At 45.1% G+C, this 17,518-nt stretch carries 19 protein-coding genes and 1 pseudogene; 19 read left to right on the top strand and 1 reads right to left on the bottom strand.

Annotated features, from left to right (window positions below; all coding sequences use genetic code 11):
• Nucleotide 1: 1 nt before the first annotated feature.
• The 19 genes from NFS31_RS19360 (at nt 2) to NFS31_RS19270 (ending at nt 17,142) form a co-directional block, all read left to right on the top strand.
• Nucleotides 2-208: a hypothetical protein gene (locus NFS31_RS19360; RefSeq protein WP_251498845.1), complete on the top strand. Its 207-nt coding sequence runs from the start codon at nt 2-4 to the stop codon at nt 206-208.
• Nucleotides 209-210: 2 nt separating this feature from the next.
• The gene (locus NFS31_RS19355) at nt 211-1,521 is read left to right on the top strand and encodes a phage tail sheath family protein (protein WP_251498842.1); all 1,311 of its coding nucleotides are present in this window, start codon (nt 211-213) and stop codon (nt 1,519-1,521) included.
• 17 nt (nt 1,522-1,538) lie between these two features.
• Nucleotides 1,539-2,021 (top strand): phage tail tube protein, encoded by a 483-nt coding sequence (locus tag NFS31_RS19350; protein ID WP_251498840.1) that lies wholly within the window; start codon nt 1,539-1,541, stop codon nt 2,019-2,021.
• Between the two features lie 90 nt (nt 2,022-2,111).
• Nucleotides 2,112-2,543: a phage tail assembly chaperone gene (locus NFS31_RS19345; RefSeq protein WP_251498838.1), complete on the top strand. Its 432-nt coding sequence runs from the start codon at nt 2,112-2,114 to the stop codon at nt 2,541-2,543.
• A 201-nt stretch (nt 2,544-2,744) separates the two neighbouring features.
• Complete coding sequence (locus tag NFS31_RS19340) at nt 2,745-5,597, top strand: phage tail tape measure protein (RefSeq protein ID WP_251498836.1); 2,853 nt, start codon at nt 2,745-2,747, stop codon at nt 5,595-5,597.
• The gene (locus NFS31_RS19335) at nt 5,597-6,286 is read left to right on the top strand and encodes a LysM peptidoglycan-binding domain-containing protein (protein ID WP_251498834.1); all 690 of its coding nucleotides are present in this window, start codon (nt 5,597-5,599) and stop codon (nt 6,284-6,286) included. Before NFS31_RS19340 ends, NFS31_RS19335 begins: the two co-directional genes overlap by 1 nt.
• 17 nt (nt 6,287-6,303) lie before the next feature.
• Nucleotides 6,304-7,284, top strand: a complete 981-nt coding sequence (locus tag NFS31_RS19330; protein ID WP_251498832.1) for an XkdQ/YqbQ family protein — start codon at nt 6,304-6,306, stop codon at nt 7,282-7,284.
• Nucleotides 7,268-7,672 (top strand): DUF2577 domain-containing protein, encoded by a 405-nt coding sequence (locus NFS31_RS19325; RefSeq protein ID WP_251498830.1) that lies wholly within the window; start codon nt 7,268-7,270, stop codon nt 7,670-7,672. The genes NFS31_RS19330 and NFS31_RS19325 overlap by 17 nt, the downstream gene beginning before the upstream one ends.
• Nucleotides 7,672-8,076 (top strand): DUF2634 domain-containing protein, encoded by a 405-nt coding sequence (locus NFS31_RS19320; protein ID WP_251498827.1) that lies wholly within the window; start codon nt 7,672-7,674, stop codon nt 8,074-8,076. Before NFS31_RS19325 ends, NFS31_RS19320 begins: the two co-directional genes overlap by 1 nt.
• Nucleotides 8,076-9,275: a baseplate J/gp47 family protein gene (locus tag NFS31_RS19315; protein ID WP_251498825.1), complete on the top strand. Its 1,200-nt coding sequence runs from the start codon at nt 8,076-8,078 to the stop codon at nt 9,273-9,275. Before NFS31_RS19320 ends, NFS31_RS19315 begins: the two co-directional genes overlap by 1 nt.
• The gene (locus NFS31_RS19310; RefSeq protein WP_251498822.1) at nt 9,272-10,141 is read left to right on the top strand and encodes a putative phage tail protein; all 870 of its coding nucleotides are present in this window, start codon (nt 9,272-9,274) and stop codon (nt 10,139-10,141) included. The genes NFS31_RS19315 and NFS31_RS19310 overlap by 4 nt, the downstream gene beginning before the upstream one ends.
• 23 nt (nt 10,142-10,164) lie before the next feature.
• Nucleotides 10,165-11,994: a phage tail protein gene (locus NFS31_RS19305; RefSeq protein WP_251498819.1), complete on the top strand. Its 1,830-nt coding sequence runs from the start codon at nt 10,165-10,167 to the stop codon at nt 11,992-11,994.
• Nucleotides 11,995-12,403: 409 nt separating this feature from the next.
• On the top strand, nt 12,404-13,561 hold the full coding sequence (locus tag NFS31_RS19300) for an RNA-directed DNA polymerase (protein WP_251498817.1): 1,158 nt from the start codon (nt 12,404-12,406) through the stop codon (nt 13,559-13,561).
• The gene (locus NFS31_RS19295) at nt 13,521-13,784 is read left to right on the top strand and encodes a hypothetical protein (protein WP_251498814.1); all 264 of its coding nucleotides are present in this window, start codon (nt 13,521-13,523) and stop codon (nt 13,782-13,784) included. The genes NFS31_RS19300 and NFS31_RS19295 overlap by 41 nt, the downstream gene beginning before the upstream one ends.
• A gap of 15 nt (nt 13,785-13,799) precedes the next feature.
• Complete coding sequence (locus NFS31_RS19290) at nt 13,800-13,937, top strand: CD1375 family protein (protein WP_251498811.1); 138 nt, start codon at nt 13,800-13,802, stop codon at nt 13,935-13,937.
• Nucleotides 13,938-13,984: 47 nt separating this feature from the next.
• Nucleotides 13,985-14,110, top strand: coding sequence for a CD1375 family protein (locus NFS31_RS19285; RefSeq protein WP_331482769.1), 126 nt, complete (start codon nt 13,985-13,987; stop codon nt 14,108-14,110).
• Between the two features lie 113 nt (nt 14,111-14,223).
• The gene (locus NFS31_RS19280; RefSeq protein WP_251498806.1) at nt 14,224-14,646 is read left to right on the top strand and encodes a phage holin family protein; all 423 of its coding nucleotides are present in this window, start codon (nt 14,224-14,226) and stop codon (nt 14,644-14,646) included.
• Between the two features lies 1 nt (nt 14,647).
• On the top strand, nt 14,648-15,949 hold the full coding sequence (locus tag NFS31_RS19275; protein WP_251498804.1) for an N-acetylmuramoyl-L-alanine amidase: 1,302 nt from the start codon (nt 14,648-14,650) through the stop codon (nt 15,947-15,949).
• A gap of 188 nt (nt 15,950-16,137) precedes the next feature.
• The gene (locus NFS31_RS19270) at nt 16,138-17,142 is read left to right on the top strand and encodes a hypothetical protein (protein ID WP_251498801.1); all 1,005 of its coding nucleotides are present in this window, start codon (nt 16,138-16,140) and stop codon (nt 17,140-17,142) included.
• 188 nt (nt 17,143-17,330) lie between these two features.
• Here NFS31_RS19270 and NFS31_RS19265 read toward each other — a convergent pair.
• A pseudogene (locus NFS31_RS19265) lies at nt 17,331-17,518 on the bottom strand (IS1380 family transposase); the annotation flags it as partial.

Genomic DNA, 17,518 nt, shown 5'->3' with positions numbered 1-17,518 from the left:
AATGGCGGGAAAAAAGAAAACACCGGAAGCGGATCAGGCGGTCACTGGGAAAGTTGAAAATAAATTTTCAAAAGAACAGTTGATTGCTTCAAACCGCTTCCGGGAAAGAAGGGATATTCTGGAAGCCCTTCTTGCTACTGGGGAACTGTACACGGTGAAAGCCGTGGAAGAAAAGATCACAAGCTATATGAAAGGTAAGGTGAAATAAGAATGGCTTTAGGTGGCGGCACTTTTTTAGTGCAGAATAAGGAATTGCCGGGTACTTATATCAATTTCGTTTCCAAAGCTGCTGCAACCGCAACCCTTTCCGAAAGGGGGATTGCAACCATGCCTCTTGAATTGGATTGGGGGAAGGAAGGGGAAATCTTTGAAGTGACAAACGGAGATTTCCAGAAGAACAGCACGGAGATTTTCGGATATGAGTACACCAATGACAAACTGAAAGGGCTTCGGGATTTGTTCCTGAACACACAGACTTTTTATGCGTATCGCCTGAACGGTAACGGCAAGAAAGCAAGTAATGACCTTGCAGAAGCCCTCTATTCTGGGGTGCGTGGGAATGATCTGAAAATTGCGGTTCAGGTGAACGCTGATGATGAATCCTTTTTTGATGTGAAAACCCTCTTAGGAACGGATATAGTTGATGAACAGACTGTTGCAAAGGGTGACGATCTGGCAGATAACAAGTTCCTGAAATGGAAATCCGGGATCACGTTGGAAATCGCTGCTGCAATTCCCCTGACTGGGGGAGAGAATGGAGAAGTAAGCGGTGCGGATCATCAGGCTTATCTTGATAAGGCTGAATCCTTCGCTTTCAACACTATGGGGGTAGTTGTGACGGACGACACCACAAAATCACTGTATGCTGCTTACAATAAGCGGTTGCGTGATGAAATGGGTGTGAAGTTCCAGCTTGTCCTTTACGATTATGTGAAAGCTGATTTCATGGGTATTATCAGTGTGAACAACAAACCCCTTGATGAAGGTTGGAGTGAAGCAAGCCTTGTTTACTGGGTGACTGGTGCTTCCGCTGGCTGTGCGGTCAATAAGAGCAATCAGAACCGGAAGTATGACGGGGATTTCACCGTTGAAACCCCGCACACGCAGAACCAGCTTAAAGCGGCAATTAAGGCAGGCAAGTTCACGTTTCATAAAGTGGGGACTGATGTTCGTGTGCTGGAAGATATTAACACAATGGTGACAACTTTTGACACAATGGGGGATATTTTTAAGGATAATCAGACAATCCGGGTAATCGACCAGATCGGTAATGATATTGCTGTGCTTTTCAATACAAAGTACCTTGGTGTTGTTCCGAATGATGCGCCGGGGAGAATTTCTCTTTGGTCTGATATTGTCAAGCACCATGAGCAGCTTCAGGACATCCGGGCGATTGAGAATTTCTCTGATGCTGATGTGAAGGTGGATCAGGGCGACACAAAGAAATCTGTTGTTGTGACTGACCTTGTAACCGTTGTGAACGCTATGGGCAAGCTGTACATGACCGTTACGGTGGCATAAGGAAGGGGTGAAATAGAATGAATGGTAACGTAGTAATGAAAGCCAAAGATACCGTATTTGCGGCTTTGGCAGAGTGCTTCATCACGATTGGAACACGTCGCTATAATTTTATGCAGGCGATCAACCTTGAAGCAAAATTTGAGAAGAACAAAACGGAAGTCCCCATTCTGGGAAAGACCGGAAAAGGGAATAAGGCTTCCGGGTGGAAAGGTACGGGTTCGGCAACCTTCCATTACAACACTTCCATCTTCCGGCAGATGATGATCCAGTATAAGGACACCGGGGAAGATATTTATTTTGAAATCCAGATTTCCAATGAGGATAAGACTTCCGCAGCAGGGCGGCAGACTATGATTCTGATGGATTGTAATATTGACGGCGGTATTCTGGCAAAGTTTGACGCTGACGGGGAATATCTGGATGAAGATATGGATTTCACCTTCGAGGATTTCAAGATGCCGGAAGCGTTCAAGGACTTGGAAGGTTTTCTCACCAATTAAGCAGGCTTAAAACCCCTTATGTGGCTTTCATATAAGCCCATATAAGGGGTTTTTCAGTGTCAACGATAAAATATAAAGGAGAATGTCAAAATGTCCAAATTTAGCAAATTTATGAAGTCTAACAAGATCGAGAAAAAGAACGGGTTCTATGCGCCGACAAGATCCCTTTGTGATGAAAACGGCAAGCCCCTTGAATGGGAGTTCCGGCACATCACTTCAAAAGAGAATGACGGGTTGCGGGACGATTGCACCATTGAAGTCCCGGTCACTGGCAAGCCCAATATGTTCCGTCCAAAGGTGCAGTCCAGCAAGTATATGCAGAAGATGGTTGCCGCTTCCGTTGTCGTGCCTGATCTGTATGACAAGGAATTGCAGGATTCCTATGGTGTAACAACCCCGGAGGAACTTCTGCTTGCTATGGTTGACGATCCCGGCGAATACAATGATCTGCTTTCCTTTGTCCAGAAATTTCAGGGGTTCAACGTATCGTTCAATGATAAGGTGGATGAAGCAAAAAACTAATTGAAGAAGGGGATTGGGAAGCAAATTTTGCTTACTTTGCCCTTCTGAAATTACACATTTTGCCTTCCGTCTTTCTTGCATTGGATGAACCTGAAAAAGCCTTTGTTGTGGCTGCAATCAAGGTAAAAATGAAGAACGACAAGGAAAAAGAAAAGGAAATGAAACGCAAGGCGAAAAAAGGGAAGAAAGGACGGTGATAACATGGGAAGCATAAGATCATCTATCGAATTGCAGGATAATTTTACCAACATTCTGATGAATGTCATAAATGCGGTGAATATGTCTGTATCCACAATGGAACAGATGCAATCAGTGATGAATGAGCCGATTGACACGGCGGCGATTCAGGGAATACGGGATCAGCTTAATCAGGCTACACTTGCGGCGCAGGAATTGGATGCGGCTATGCAGAATGTGGATGCCCCTGACGCTGGTGTAAACCCCGCCCCCGTGATTCTTCCCGTTGAACCTTCTTCCCCTGACCCGCTTGTAGATCAACCCGCCCCGGTGGAAGTCCCTATTGAATGGCAGTCAAACAATCTGGATGTGTTCACCAATAGCGGGGTTGAACGCTTTGAAATGGAAGTTCAGAGTGCAAACAATATGTTGAACACTTTGAACCAGACACAAACGCAGATTGCCGCAAGAGCGGCACAAACCAACCTTTTCCCGCCTAACATGGTAACGGACATGAACGGGATGCAAAACCGCTTGCAAGCCATTCAGGAGAGGATTCAGGCAATAGAAAACAATCCTGTGAACATGGGGACAGATGCAGCAAACGCTGAACTGGAACAGTTACGGGCGCAGCTTAATCAGGCGGTGCAGGAACAAGAATTGATGAACCGTGCGGTTGAAGATATGGACATTCAGGCGGCAAATGAAGCCTATCTTCGGTTATCGCAGATCATAGGCGGGACTGAAAGGCACATCCGGGATAACGTGGATGAACAAGGGCGGTTCAGAAGGGAGATTGAAGAAAGTACAGACAGTGCGGCAGACCTGAAAAATATGATTGCTAGTGCAGTCGGGGCTTTTGCTGGAATAGCTGGACTTAAAAAAGCGAAAGACTGGATCGAGGATTGCACGGCGGCATTTAACACGCAGTTGAACGCAGAAACGCAGCTTATCAGTGTATTGGCTAATATGCTGGATGAAGAATATGTTGCACAGTTTGAAGTCGAGGTTGCCGCAGACACCACGGCGGCGATTGATGAAATCAACGCTATTCAAGCCGGGATTGATGAAATTGTTGTCCCGGTCACGGCTGAAACAAGGGCATTGACCGCAGCTTACGATCAGATCACAGCAAAGGCAAGCGAGATTCAGGGGCGGGGAATTTATGGTGATGAAGCCATGATTGCAGCCGCAGCGGAATTTTCCACCTACTTTACTGATACGGATGCCATTGAAATGATGATGGACACTCTTTCAAATTATGCTATGGGTATGACCGGGGGCGGTGCGATAGATTCTACTGGAATGGTGGACTATGCGACGAACTTAGGAAAGATCATGTCCGGTTCGTATGATGCTATGACGAAAAAGGGCTTTGAATTTTCTGATGCACAAAAAGCAATCATTGAAGGGGAAGCCACAAGGGAACAGATCGTTGCTGCTTTGGGTGAAGAATACGTTGATATGTCCGAGGATATGCAGGCGGCAGCAGCCATCACGCAAGTCATTGATGAAGCGTGGGCGGGGCTGTACGAAAGCATGAGTAACACCCCGGAAGGAAAAATCATCCAAATGACAAATACTTGGGGTGATATGAAAGAGGTCATAGGCGGGCAGCTTTATCCTTATGTGCTTTTGTTCGTGGATGCGATAACCGAAAACTGGGGGACGATTCAAACCGTCTTAGACAATATTACTGTTGGTCTTGAATATATGCTTGGTTTCATGTCTTGGCTGATGGAAGGTGCTATCAATTTTGCACAAGCTGTCATTGATAACTGGGGCTGGATCAGCCCTATCATTTACGGCATTATAGGGGCATTGGCGGTATATGGTACTTATCTTGCGATTACCAAAGGTTTAGAACTTGCTTCCGCAGCGGCTAAAGGTGTTATGGCAGTATGGGAAGGGATTCATGCAGCAGCAACCGGAGCATTGACGGCGGCAACGGCGGCAGAGATTGCGGCGCAGAACGGACTTAATGCCGCTATGTACGCTTGCCCTATCGTCTGGATAATCGTTTTGATTATCGCCCTGATTGCTTTGTTTTATGCGGCGGTGGCGGCGGTGAATAAATTTGCCGGGACTTCCGTTTCCGCAACGGGTATTATTTGCGGGGTGTTCATGGTGGCGGCGGCATTTATCGGAAATCTGTTTGTCACCCTGATTAACTTTGTGATTGATATTTTCGTGGTACTCTGGAATTTTATAGCCGCCTTTGCTAACTTTTTCGGGAACGTGTTCAATGATCCGGTGGGTGCGATTGCCCGGTTGTTTTTTGATCTGGTGGACTGTATTCTTGGATTGCTGGAATCTCTGGCTTCCGCTATTGATACAATTTTCGGTTCAAACCTTGCCGGAGCGGTTGCCGGGTGGCGGGATTCCCTTGGCGGGTGGGTTGATGAAACCTTCGGGCAGGGCGAGGAAATCATGGCGAAAATGGACGCTTCCAGCTTGCACTTGGAACGGTTCGAGTATGGGGCGGCTTGGGATGCCGGGTATTCCTTCGGGGAAGGGATTGATGAAAGCATATCCAATTTCGATCCTTCATCCCTTTTCGGCACTACTGACATTCCATCCGCTGACGATTACGCAAGCGCATTGACAGCCGGGGGGATCGGAAGCGGTGTTGATGATATTGCGGGGAATACCGGGGCTATGGCTGACGCTATGGACATAACCGGGGAAGAACTGAAATACCTTCGGGATATTGCGGAGCAGGAAGCAATCAACCGATTCACAACCGCAGAAATCAGCATTGAACAGACGAACCATAACACCATTAAAAACGGTATGGATTTGGATGGTATCATGTCCGGTATGACCGATATGGTGAATGAAGCGATTGACATTTCAACGGAAGGGGTGCATGACTAATGGCGCAAAACGGATATGATTTTTACCTGAATAAATGCTTGTTACCAGTAGCACCCCCAAAACTTTCAGTAAAGATTAACAATGCAAATGAAACCGTCACCCTGATAAACGAGGGAGAAATAAACATTCTGAAAAAGGCAGAATTAACGGATATTGAATTTGAGTGCAGAATACCACAAGAAAAATATCCCTTTGCCGTTTACAAGTCAGGGTTCAAAGGTGCTGACTATTTTCTGGACTACTTTGAAAGCCTGAAAACGAGTAAGAAGCCCTTCCAGTTCATTGTATGCAGGAAACGACCGACCGGAAAAAGACTTTTCGACACCAACATAAAGGTATCTATGGAAGATTACAAAATTACAGAGGATGCAAAAAACGGGTTTGATGTTCTGGTAAAGATAAAACTGAAACAATGGCGGGACTACGGGACAAAGACGGTGAACATTTCTTTCAACATGGAGAAACCGAAAGCAAGCGTTGAGCCGCAGCGGGAAGCAACCACTTCACCCGCCCCGGCAGCAGCGCAGACTTACACGGTAGTGAAGGGGGATTGCCTTTGGAACATAGCTAAAAAATTTTACGGTAACGGTTCAAAGTATTCAATTATTTACAATGCAAACAAAAGCGTGATCGGGGGAAACCCTAACTTGATTTATCCGGGGCAAGTCCTGACAATCCCGGCAGCTTAGAAAGGGGGTGTGTTCAAATGAGCGTTGAATTATTGATTGGGAATGAACTTGGAACAAAAGCCTATCTTCCGGCAGTAAAAGAGGGTATAGAGTGGACAACGGAACGGAAGAACACACCCGGAAAGCTGTCTTTCGAGGTATTAAAGGATGATGTTCTTGATTTTTCGGAAGGTAGTGCGGTGAGGTTAAAGGAAAACGGTGATGAAGTGTTCTTTGGCTTTGTGTTCAAGCAGCAGAGGGCAAAGGAACAGATCATCACCGTTACTGCTTACGACCAATTAAGGTATCTGAAAAATAAAGATACCATAGTTTACGAAAATAAGACGGCAGACCAATTCTTGCGGATGGTTGCCGCTGACTATGCCCTGAATGTTGGTGTTCTGGAAAATACAAATTATATCATTGAATCGAGAGTTGAAGAAAATACTTCCCTTTTTGAAATGATTCAAAATGCCCTTGACCTGACTTTACAGAACACTGGGGAAATGTTCGTATTGTATGATGATTTTGGAAAGCTGACCCTGAAACACCTTTCTTCTATGGCGGTGGGAAAGCCGGGGGCTTATTTCATGGTGGATGAAGAAACGTGTGAAACCTTTGATTATACTTCATCCATTGATGATAACACCTATAATAAAATTAAGCTGACCTATGACAATGAAGATACCGGATTCAGGGAAGTGTATATTGCGCAGGATTCCAGCAATATCAACAAATGGGGTGTTTTACAGTATTTCGATACCCTGAAAAAAGGGGAAAACGGTCAGGCGAAAGTTGACGCACTTCTGAAACTGTATAACAAGAAAACCCGCAATCTGAAACTTACCAATGTTTTAGGTGATAACCGGGTGAGGGCTGGCAGCATGATTGTTGTGAACCTTGATTTGGGTGATATGAAATTAAGGAACTTCATGTTGGTGGAAAGCTGCAAGCACACATACAAAGAAAGTGAACACTGGATGGATTTGACGCTTAGAGGGGGTGAGTTTGTTGGCTGATGCGAATGGATTAGTGGAAGCTATGAAAAGGGCGGCACGGGATGAACGGGAATCTTCAAAGCCCGTCAACGTGTACTTTGGGGAAGTGGTAAGTGTTGCACCCCTGAAAATCAACGTGGAACAAAAAATGGTTCTTGGTGAATCGCAGCTTATTCTTACAAGGAATGTCACCGACTATATGACAACCGTAACCGTTCAATGGAATACGGAAATAGGGGTTCTTTCCTCTGACGGAAAAACAACCGCCCCGCCGCCCCACCTTCACGGGATTGTAGGGCAAAAGAATTTCCTGATGCACAATGCCCTTGAAGTCGGTGATGAAGTGATACTGATAAGGCAGCAGGAAGGTCAAAAGTTTATCGTGATTGACCGGATAGGGGGTAAGTGATGATTCCTTCAACGGTTGGTTTTTTGGATAAAGATTTTGAAATTGAGGAACAGCCGAGTTTCACATATAAGATGCAGACGGACACAAAACTTGTCCGTGGGTATACTGACGGTCTGGAAGCGGTAAAGCAGGCTATTTACAAAATCATAATGACAGAACGCTATCAGTACATCATGTATAGCTGGAATTATGGGATTGAACTTCTTGACCTTTTCGGTGAACCCGTAACTTATGTATGCCCTGAATTGAAGCGGCGCATTTCGGAAGCGTTGCTTTGGGATGATCGGATTCGGAGCGTTGACAATTTTGAATTTGATTTCCCCCAGAAGGGCGTTGTTCATGTAACATTTATAGCGCATACCATTTTCGGGGATGTGCAGGCGGGAAGAGAGGTGAATTTTTAATGTATGAGAATATAACTTATGAGGTAATCCTTCAAAGGATGCTTGACCGTGTTCCTGATAAATTCGATAAGCGGGAAGGTTCGCTTATTTGGGACACCCATTCACCCACCGCCATTGAATTACAAATTTTGTATCTTGAACTTGATGGGATTTTGAAAGAAGCCTATGGGGATTCAGCTTCAAGGGAGTTCCTGATCTTGCGCTGCAAGGAAAGGGGAATATACCCCCATGAAGCTACAAAAGCGGTATTGAAAGGGGTGTTTGTCCCGTCAACCATTGATGTGACCGGGCAGCGGTTCAATATCGGTGATATAAACTATATCGTGACCGGAAAGATTGCGGATGGAGAATACCGTGTTGAATGTGAAACAACCGGGAAAATCGGAAATCAGTTTTTCGGTTCAATGATACCCATAGAATATATAAAGGGGCTGCAAACCGCTGAACTGACTGAAATCCTTATCCCCGGAGAGGATGAAGAAGAAACGGAAGATTTGCGGCAAAGATATTTTGCTTCCTTTGATGAAAATGCTTTCGGCGGGAATAGGGCTGATTATCTGGAAAAGACCAATGCTATTCCGGGAGTCGGAAGAACAAAGGTAACAAGGGTATGGAACGCAGACATTTCCCCGGCTGACATGATACCGAAAGAAAGCGTTGAAACGTGGTACAACGGCATTAAAGGAACGCTTACCGGGGAAGTCCGGTATTGGCTGGATTCTGTTTTCCATGCCGCAAAAGAAAAGAAGCTGACAACCGGGGGAACAGTGCTTTTGACAATCATCAATTCGGAGTTCGGGGTTGCTTCGGATGCACTGGTTCAAACGGTTCAGACAACCATTGACCCGGAAGTGAACGCTGGTGACGGATACGGACTTGCCCCTATCGGTCATGTGGTGAAGGTGGAAAGCGCAAAAGCAATAGCAATTTCCGTCAAAACCACCCTGACCTTTGAACCGGGGTATGGATGGGGGAATTTGCAGACTTCGATTGAAGAAGGTATTTCCGCTTACCTTCTGGAACTTAGGAAGGAATGGGCTGATGCTTCCTATCTGATTGTGAGAATCAGTCAAATTGATACTCGTATCTTGAATGTTCCGGGGATCGTTGATGTTCAAAATACTTCAATCAACGGTTCAATGAATAACCTGAACTTAGGGAAATATGAAATTCCGGTGCTTGGGGGTGTAAGCGGATGATTCGAGAAGTTGACCTTGTTTCTTACCTTCCCCCTTTTGTGGGAGAGTACAAAGAAACCAATCTAACCCTGATAGCAGAAAACCCGGAATTTGTTCTTGTCTGGAAAGCCGCTGACCGGGCTTTAAAAAATGAGTTTATCGCAACGGCTGATGAATATGGAATTTCAAGGTTTGAAAAAATCTTGCACATTCTTCCATCCCGTGATGATACGCTGGAAAGCAGAAGATCAAGGGTTCAATCCAGATGGTTCACAAGCCTACCCTATACATGGCGAATGTTGATTCAAAAATTGATTGCTTTGTGTGGTGAAGATGATTTCACTATCACAAAGCAATTTGATTTTTACCGGATTGATCTGGATGTTCACCTTGAATTATTCGGGCAAGTGGAAGAATTGGAACGGATCATTGAAACAATGCTTCCGTGCAATATGGAGATGGACGCAAGGAACAGCATACCCATGAGAGCGGAAGGTGTTGCGTTGGCAATCGGCGGTGTGTGCTTTGTCAATTCCTACCTGATAACCAATGACTGGCAGGAGAATAAAACCATTGAAGGAAATATCCTGATCGGAAGCGGTGTTTCTGAATCTGAAAAGTGGATGATAACCAATGATGAAAAACGGAAGGACACGATTTCAGGAAGTGCAGATTTTGGCGGCGGGCTTTCATATGCAGCCGCTTATATTATTACCAATGACAGCCGGGAAAGCGTGGTTGTGAGAGGTTCGGCGGTTCACGGTGCAGCCGCTACAAATACCGTGAGTGTTGTTATAACAGAAGATTTCAATGAACAGTTTGACATATCCGGTAATGGTTCAGTTGGTTCTGGGATTGTCACGGTTGAACACATTGAAATAAATTGAAAAAATGAAAGGATGGAAAAAGAATGGCAGAATTTTCAAAGTTGGTTATCACCAACAAAGGGCAGGCATTGATTGCGAAAATGATCGCAGGGGAAGGAAGTATTGAGTTCACCAAAATAGCGGCTTCCAGTAAAGAGTATGAGGAAAGCGGATTGCAGGAGATTGATTCCCTTGATGAAGTCCGGCAGACAACACTTATTTCAAAGATCACCCGGACTAATAAAGTGGCGATTGAAGTTCAAACGGCTTTAAGCAATACAGACTTAACAGCCGGGTACTACATCCGCACATTGGGCTTGTATGCCCTTGATCCTGACGAGGGTGAAGTTCTGTATGCCGTGACGAAAGAAACCTCTGGAAACGCTTATATGCCGCCGTATAACGGCATTACAGTGACCGGAGCTTATATCACTATCATTACAACCGTTGGAAACGCTGAAAACGTATCTCTGGAAGTAAACCCCGGAGCAGTCGCCACAATCGGGGACATTCAGGAATTGGAAAAACAGATCGCAGATTTGCAGGCTTTTGTTGGCTTCACCGATAATGAAATCTATGGGGTGGAAGTCGATTTCAAAAATAACAAGTTCACCCGCCTTGCAGGAGCAGCCGGGAAAACACCGGGGGCAAGTTTCGATTCAATTCATTGTTTCGGTGGACGGCGGCGGTGTAACGTAACCAATGACGGAAAAGTAGTTGCGTACTATGGGGACGGTAACTTCTCCACCACTGGAAAACTGACAAAGGCGGTCACGATCCCGGAAGGGGAACAGTATGCTGGAACATATGCAGCCGGGACACCCGTTCAGGTGATGGTTGAACAGCCTAAATTTTATTACAAGGTTGTTCCTCTGGTTACGGATATTGTGACAGAGGGTGAAAACCACGGACACCATATCAGGAAAGCACGGTACTATGTGAGTGAAGAACCCCGCACTGGCTTCAAGGTTCATCCGGCTTTCGTTGAAAGCGGAAGAATCAATGATTTCATTTACCTTGCAGCCTTTGAAGGTTCTCTTTATGACGCTTCCGCAGGGGTTTATATTCTGGATGATGCGCAAGTGGCAGACTTCGCCGCTGATATGCTTTCCAGTATCGCAAATGCAAAACCCATGTCCGGGCTGACGCAGAGCCTTACAAGAGCAAACACCCGGAAGATTTCGCAGAAAAGGGGATCAGGCTGGGAACAGTCTTATGCTGCAACGGTGGCAGCTTCGCAGATGCTTATGTTGATTGAGTATGCCACTTTCAATATGCAGTCTGCTATTGGCATGGGCGCAGTAAGTAAGACGGATGACGGGGCAAGTTCCATGACGGAGATCACCGGGGCAACCGTGAATTTGGGTAACGCTTCCGGGGCAGTAACCAACGCTAACGGGGTTCAGATTGTTTCCTATCGTGGGGAAGAAAACTTCTGGGGCAATATCTGGACTTGGGTTGACGGCATGAATGAGAACAACCCTTCCACTTGGAACAACAAACCGGAGAATGAAGGGCAGCACGGAAAACTTTATGTTGCGGATCATGGATTTGCTGATGATACCGGGGCAAGTCCTTATATTGACACTGGGATTTACCCTTGCTATGGCGGCGGTTATGTTTCTGCCTTTGGCTACAGTGAAGCGTTTGACTGGCTTTTCATCCCCACGGAAAAGGCTGGCAATTCTGCCCTTCCGGTTGGTGATTATTTTTGGAATCAGTATGCCGGATGGAGGGTTGCTAGATTGGGTGCTATATGGAGTGACGGTGCTCATGCGGGTGCTTTCTATTGGAGTCTGAGTGATGCTTCCTCTAATCGTTATCGGAATGTCGGCGGGCGGTTGGTGTATGTACCCACCAAAAAGGCAGCATAAGGTTCAATGAAATTTTGAAATTTTCAATATAGGTAGTTCAGGGAGTATTGTTGTTTTAGACCGATTCACGGGGACAATGCAAATAGAAGCCACAAAAAGGTTACTAAATTAGGTGCTAAATGGAATAACAGTGCTAATGCAGGTACTTTCTATTGGAATCTGAATAATGCTTCCTCTAATCGTAATCGGAATATCAGCAGGCAGTTAGTAAATGCACAAGCCCCGTCCGGCAGCAACGGGCGGGGCTGAAATGAAATTCTGTATTCCTGAAAGACCGTGCCACATGGCAAGACAGACAGCCCCGGAAAGGGAAGTTAAAAAGAAAGCGGGCGGCATTAGTAAGTTTTGAAAAGTTTATTTCAATTCTTGAACATTCTGCTTGTAGTGCATACAAAAGGAATATCCAAACATGAAGCGATTCGGAAATCTATATTCAAAGATTTATGATATAGATAACCTACGAAAAGCGCACCAGAACGCAAAGAAAGGAAAAGGTTGGTATGAAGAAGTAAAACAAGTTGACGCAGATTCGGAAACCTATTTGAAGCGGCTTCAGGAGATGCTTGTAAACCATACTTACAAAACTTCTGCTTACGAAAAATTCATCAAGCGAGAGAACGGAAAGGAACGGGAGATTTTCAAGCTGCCCTACTTCCCGGATCGTATTTGTCAATGGGCGATTCTGCAAGTGATTGAACCGTACTTGTTGCGGAACATGATCCCGAACACCTATTCAGCAATACCGGAAAGAGGGATTCACAAGGCTTTGCATGATGTTCAAAAGGCTATGTGGACGGATGTTCCAAACTGTCAGTATTGCTTGAAGCTGGATGTTCGGAAATATTATCCGTCCATAAACCACGATATTCTGAAAGCAAAGTTCAGGCGGCTTTTCAAGGATGATGAATTGCTTTGGTTATTGGATGAAATCATAGACAGTATTTCAACCGCAAACATTGAGAATATGCGGGATATATGGTTGCTGGATGAAGATTTTGATTCAGAAACCGGGATTCCGATTGGAAATTACCTGTCGCAGTATTGCGGCAATTTCTATCTGTCCTCTTTCGATCACTGGATCAAAGAAGAAAAGCGGGTGAAACACTATTTCCGTTACATGGATGATATTGTTATTTTCGGTAGCAGCAAAGAAGAACTTCACCAGTTAAGAAAAGACATAGCTGAATATTTCAGGATGGAATTGAAGGTTATGATAAAAGGGAACTGGCAAGTGTTCCCGTCCTATGTGCGTGGTGTTGATTTTGTGGGCTATCGAACATTCTTGAACTATACGCTGTTGAGAAAAAGCAGTTGCACAAAGTTCAAGGATAAAATGGTGGAGATCGGGAAGAAAGTGGAACGTGGTCAGATGATGAACTATTCTGAATGGTGTTCAATCAATTCATACAAGGGATGGTTGAAACATTGTGACAGTTACCGCTTGCAAAAGAAATACCTTGTCCCTATCTTGCCGGATGCAGACAGATACTATTATTTTGTTGTCAAAAAGAAAGGCGGTAAAGGAAATGAAGGACTATGGAAGGGTGAGAAGTTGTGTCAAGCCTAAATCAGTTGTTATTGATGATTTCAGCGTTTGGCAGCACACCGACATTCAGGAAGTTTCTGAAAATGTCGGTGAAGAAAATGAGTTCGTTGGGTATGAGTTCAACATGATCCAGTACGACAAAGACGAGTTCATTTTGAAGCAGGCAACCGAAAGCGCAGCGATCCAGCAGCAGATCACGGACACGCAGCTTGCATTGTGTGAAGTGTATGAATTGATGGGATAAGGAAGGGGTGAGAATATGGCGGCGGTATATGCTAATCTGATTATCAAGGGGCAGAAGCAGATTGAAGAAGTCCCTGAAAAAATCCGGGATGATGTGCGGGCAATCCTGACGGAAAAGGGATTCCCTGAACTGGCGGCGGGTGATGCGGATTGATTACCAATCTAATCATAAAAATTTTATTCAGGAAGGAAGTGGAAGAAATGGCTGTTGTTTATGCGACACTGATTGTCAAGGGCAAGAAATCCTTTGCGGAAGTCCCTGACAGAATCAAGGATCAGGTCAAGGCGGTGCTGGCTGATCTGGATTGCCCGGAACTGGCTGAATAAGGTCATAGGGTAAGGAAATCTATGAACGACACAATAAACCCCCTATATGGGCTTATATGAAGCCCTGAATGGGGGCTTTTGCGTGTCCAAAAGCAGAAAGAGAGGTAAAAAGAATGAAAGCTAAAATTTTATCGTTGCTTGGATGTGCCGGGAGTGTGATCGCTTCCCTTTTCGGCGGGTGGGATGCCGCCCTTGTCACCCTTCTGATTTTCATGGGGGTTGATTATGTGACCGGGCTGATCGTTGCCGGGGTTTTCCATACCAGCGAAAAGACGGAGAACGGGACGCTGGAAAGCCGTGCCGGGTGGAAAGGTCTTTGCCGGAAAGGTGTTACCTTGCTGGTGGTTCTGGTGGCTTGCCGCCTTGATCTGATGATGGGTTCTAACTTCATCCGGGATGCCGTTGTGATCGCTTTCGTTGCGAATGAAACCATCAGCATTATTGAAAATGCGGGGCTGATGGGGATTCCCATTCCGGCAGTCATTACAAAGGCTATTGAAGTGCTGAAAAAGAAAGCGGAAAGCGAGGAAGAATAATATGAGCAATTCACCTTTAGTTTCCTACACCAGAATTTCCCCGTTCAGGAACAGCCCCCGCAACCATCCCATTGACACGATAACAATTCATTGTTACGTTGGGCAGGCTTCGGTTGAATCGGCGGGCGCATGGTTCCAGAAATCCAATTCATCATGCAACTACATGATCGGGGCTGATGGAAGGATCGCCCTGATCGTGGATGAAGGGGATCGGTCTTGGTGTTCGTCCAGCAAGGCGAATGACAACCGGGCGGTTACTATCGAATGTGCTTGTGATAAAGCCGCCCCCTATGCGGTAAACGGGAAAGTGTGGGCTTCCCTGATTGCCCTTTGCGCTGATATTTGCAAGCGGAACGGGATCAGGGCTTTGCTTTGGGAAGGTGACAAGTCCCTGATCGGGAAAGTGGAGCGGCAGAACATGACCGTTCACCGCTGGTTTAAAAACAAGGCTTGTCCGGGGGAATATCTGTATTCCAGACACGGGCAGATCGCCGCAGAAGTGAACAATCTTCTGAACAGCGGGGGGACGGCTAGGCTTACCAGAATCGCCGGGGAAGCGGCTGCAACGGTGGAACAGATGCGGGCTTATATCCGGGCGGTCAATCCTTCCGTGCCGCAGTCCGTGATTGACATGATCCCGTTTTATCTTTCAGAGGGCAGAGCGGAAGGGATCAGGGGGGATGTGGCTTTTGCCCAATCTTGCCTTGAAACCGGGAATTTTGCTTTCGGCGGTTCGGCGGTCACGCTGGATCAGAATAATTTTTGCGGGATGGGTGTTACTTCCAATGGCATGAAAGGAAATTCCTTTGATACCCCGCAGCTTGGGATCAGGGCGCAGATTCAGCACCTGAAAGCCTATGCAAATTCCAATCCACTGGTGAACGGGTGCATTGATCCCCGCTTCAAATATGTTTCCCGTGGTTCGGCTGAATTTGTGGAGTGGCTGGGGATTCAGGAGAACCCGCAAGGGAAAGGCTGGGCGGCTGGCGCAAAGTACGGTGAAAAAATCCTGAACATTCTGGGCAAGATCACCGGGACAGCGGCAGAGCCGGAAGCCCCGGCAAAATTCCCTTACAAGGTGCGGGTGAAAATCCCTGATCTGTATATCCGCAAGGGCGCAGGAACGAACTACCAGAAGGACGGCTTCACGGGCAAGGGGGTTTTTACCATTGTTGATGAAGCTGACGGGCAGATCAGCAGCACCGGGAAAATCGGGAAGTGGGGACTTTTGAAGTCCGGGGAAAAGGGGCGCAACCGCTGGATTTGCCTTTCTTTGGGTGATTCCGTGACCGAAAAAGTGTGATACTAATTTGTTACTAATTAGGGCATATTTTGGAGGTTTTGAGCCGCTTTATATTTTGAACTTTTCTGAATTTATCGGTATTTCAGGGGGTTTGAAATATTTAAAATTTATGGTATAATAATTGCAGATTGGACAATATATGCCAATATCAGTAAAAAGAATAGGCTCAAATTTGGGATACAGTGATATTGGTTTACTATATGAAGGATGAGGGAATTGAAATGCAAATAAACTGGGAAAGCTTTGCTACATATAATCATGATATACGTGGGATTCGGTTTAAGTTCGAAGACTTGTGTCGTCAGTTATTTGCTAATGAGAATCTTTCTGGAAATAAGCAGTTCAGGTATCTCCATGCTAATCCGAATAATCATGGATTGGAAACAGAACCTATTTATGATGAAACGAACAAGCGATGGATTGGTTTTCAGGCAAAATTTTTTGATCAGGATGTGCATTATGAACAGATAAAACATTCTGCAGAAAAGATAGTGGAATACTATACAGGTAAAGATGGAGTTGTTGATCTTGTATATCTTTTTTGCAATAAGGCAATTACATCCACGGCGAAACAATATGTAAATGCAGTAGAATGTTTAATAAAAGCGAATATAGATGTGCAACTCGTTACGGATACAACAGTTCTCGATCTCATAAGGAACAAATATCCTTACCTTGGTTTATACTATTTTGGAAATCATACGATTCAGAAGGAATGGTTTGCAACTCACACAAGTTATATGTTAGATGAACTTGGAGAACGCTATAACCGTGACTTCAATGTTGGAACTATATTTATGGATGAACTTTCCTTATTCATTCATGATCAAAGAGCAGCAGAATATCTTAATGCGAAGAAGACAGTTCTCCTTGATGAGATAAGCGAACTGTTATACCGAAGCAATAAAAGAGATTATTTAAGGAAACTGGAAGAAGTAGTCTTAGCCCTTCCAGATGTGAATATTGAAACGCTATATCATTCTATCGAGTGGAATAGTACGGTTCGATTGGCTGTTGCAACCTTTTTAGATAATTTTGGAGAAGAACTCAAAAAGCTAGAGGCAGAGAGAGATAGACAGTATATACTTTCCTTTGACAGTGAAAAGGAGCGGAAAGAGCGAGAGGAAGCCCTAAAAGAATACCATAATTTGGGGAGTAAGATTCGTGACATAGATATATTCCTGAATCCGTGAAATTGGTTGTTTTATGAAGCCAATCCTAAATCTGATTGGCTTACTCTTGATAAATTGTCCTTCAAAGACAGTATTTTAATGAATGATGATTGATTTTGGCTCTAAATGACAGTTAGGAATACTGGAAAACCTTAAAAAATGGCATACTTTCCCCTTGGTTTTTCATATGGTTACCTCGTAGGACGATTTTACAATTGGAAATCTGCGAAAGCTGTATATACCTCCGCAAAAGCATGCCGCCATACATTACTTCGGCCAAGACCTATCAACAACTGACGGGCATGCTCTGTAACGTGGCTTGCCATCATGATCATGTTTCCGATTACCGTGCGCAGCCTCCTGCGTCTGACTTTATGTTTTGTCCCGGTTCCCTTCC

The sequence above is a fragment of the Otoolea muris genome, assembly GCF_943193115.1.
Classification (GTDB): domain Bacteria; phylum Bacillota; class Clostridia; order Lachnospirales; family Lachnospiraceae; genus Otoolea; species Otoolea muris.
Note: the sequence above shows the minus strand (reverse complement) of the source record. Positions and strands in the feature narration are given on the sequence as shown.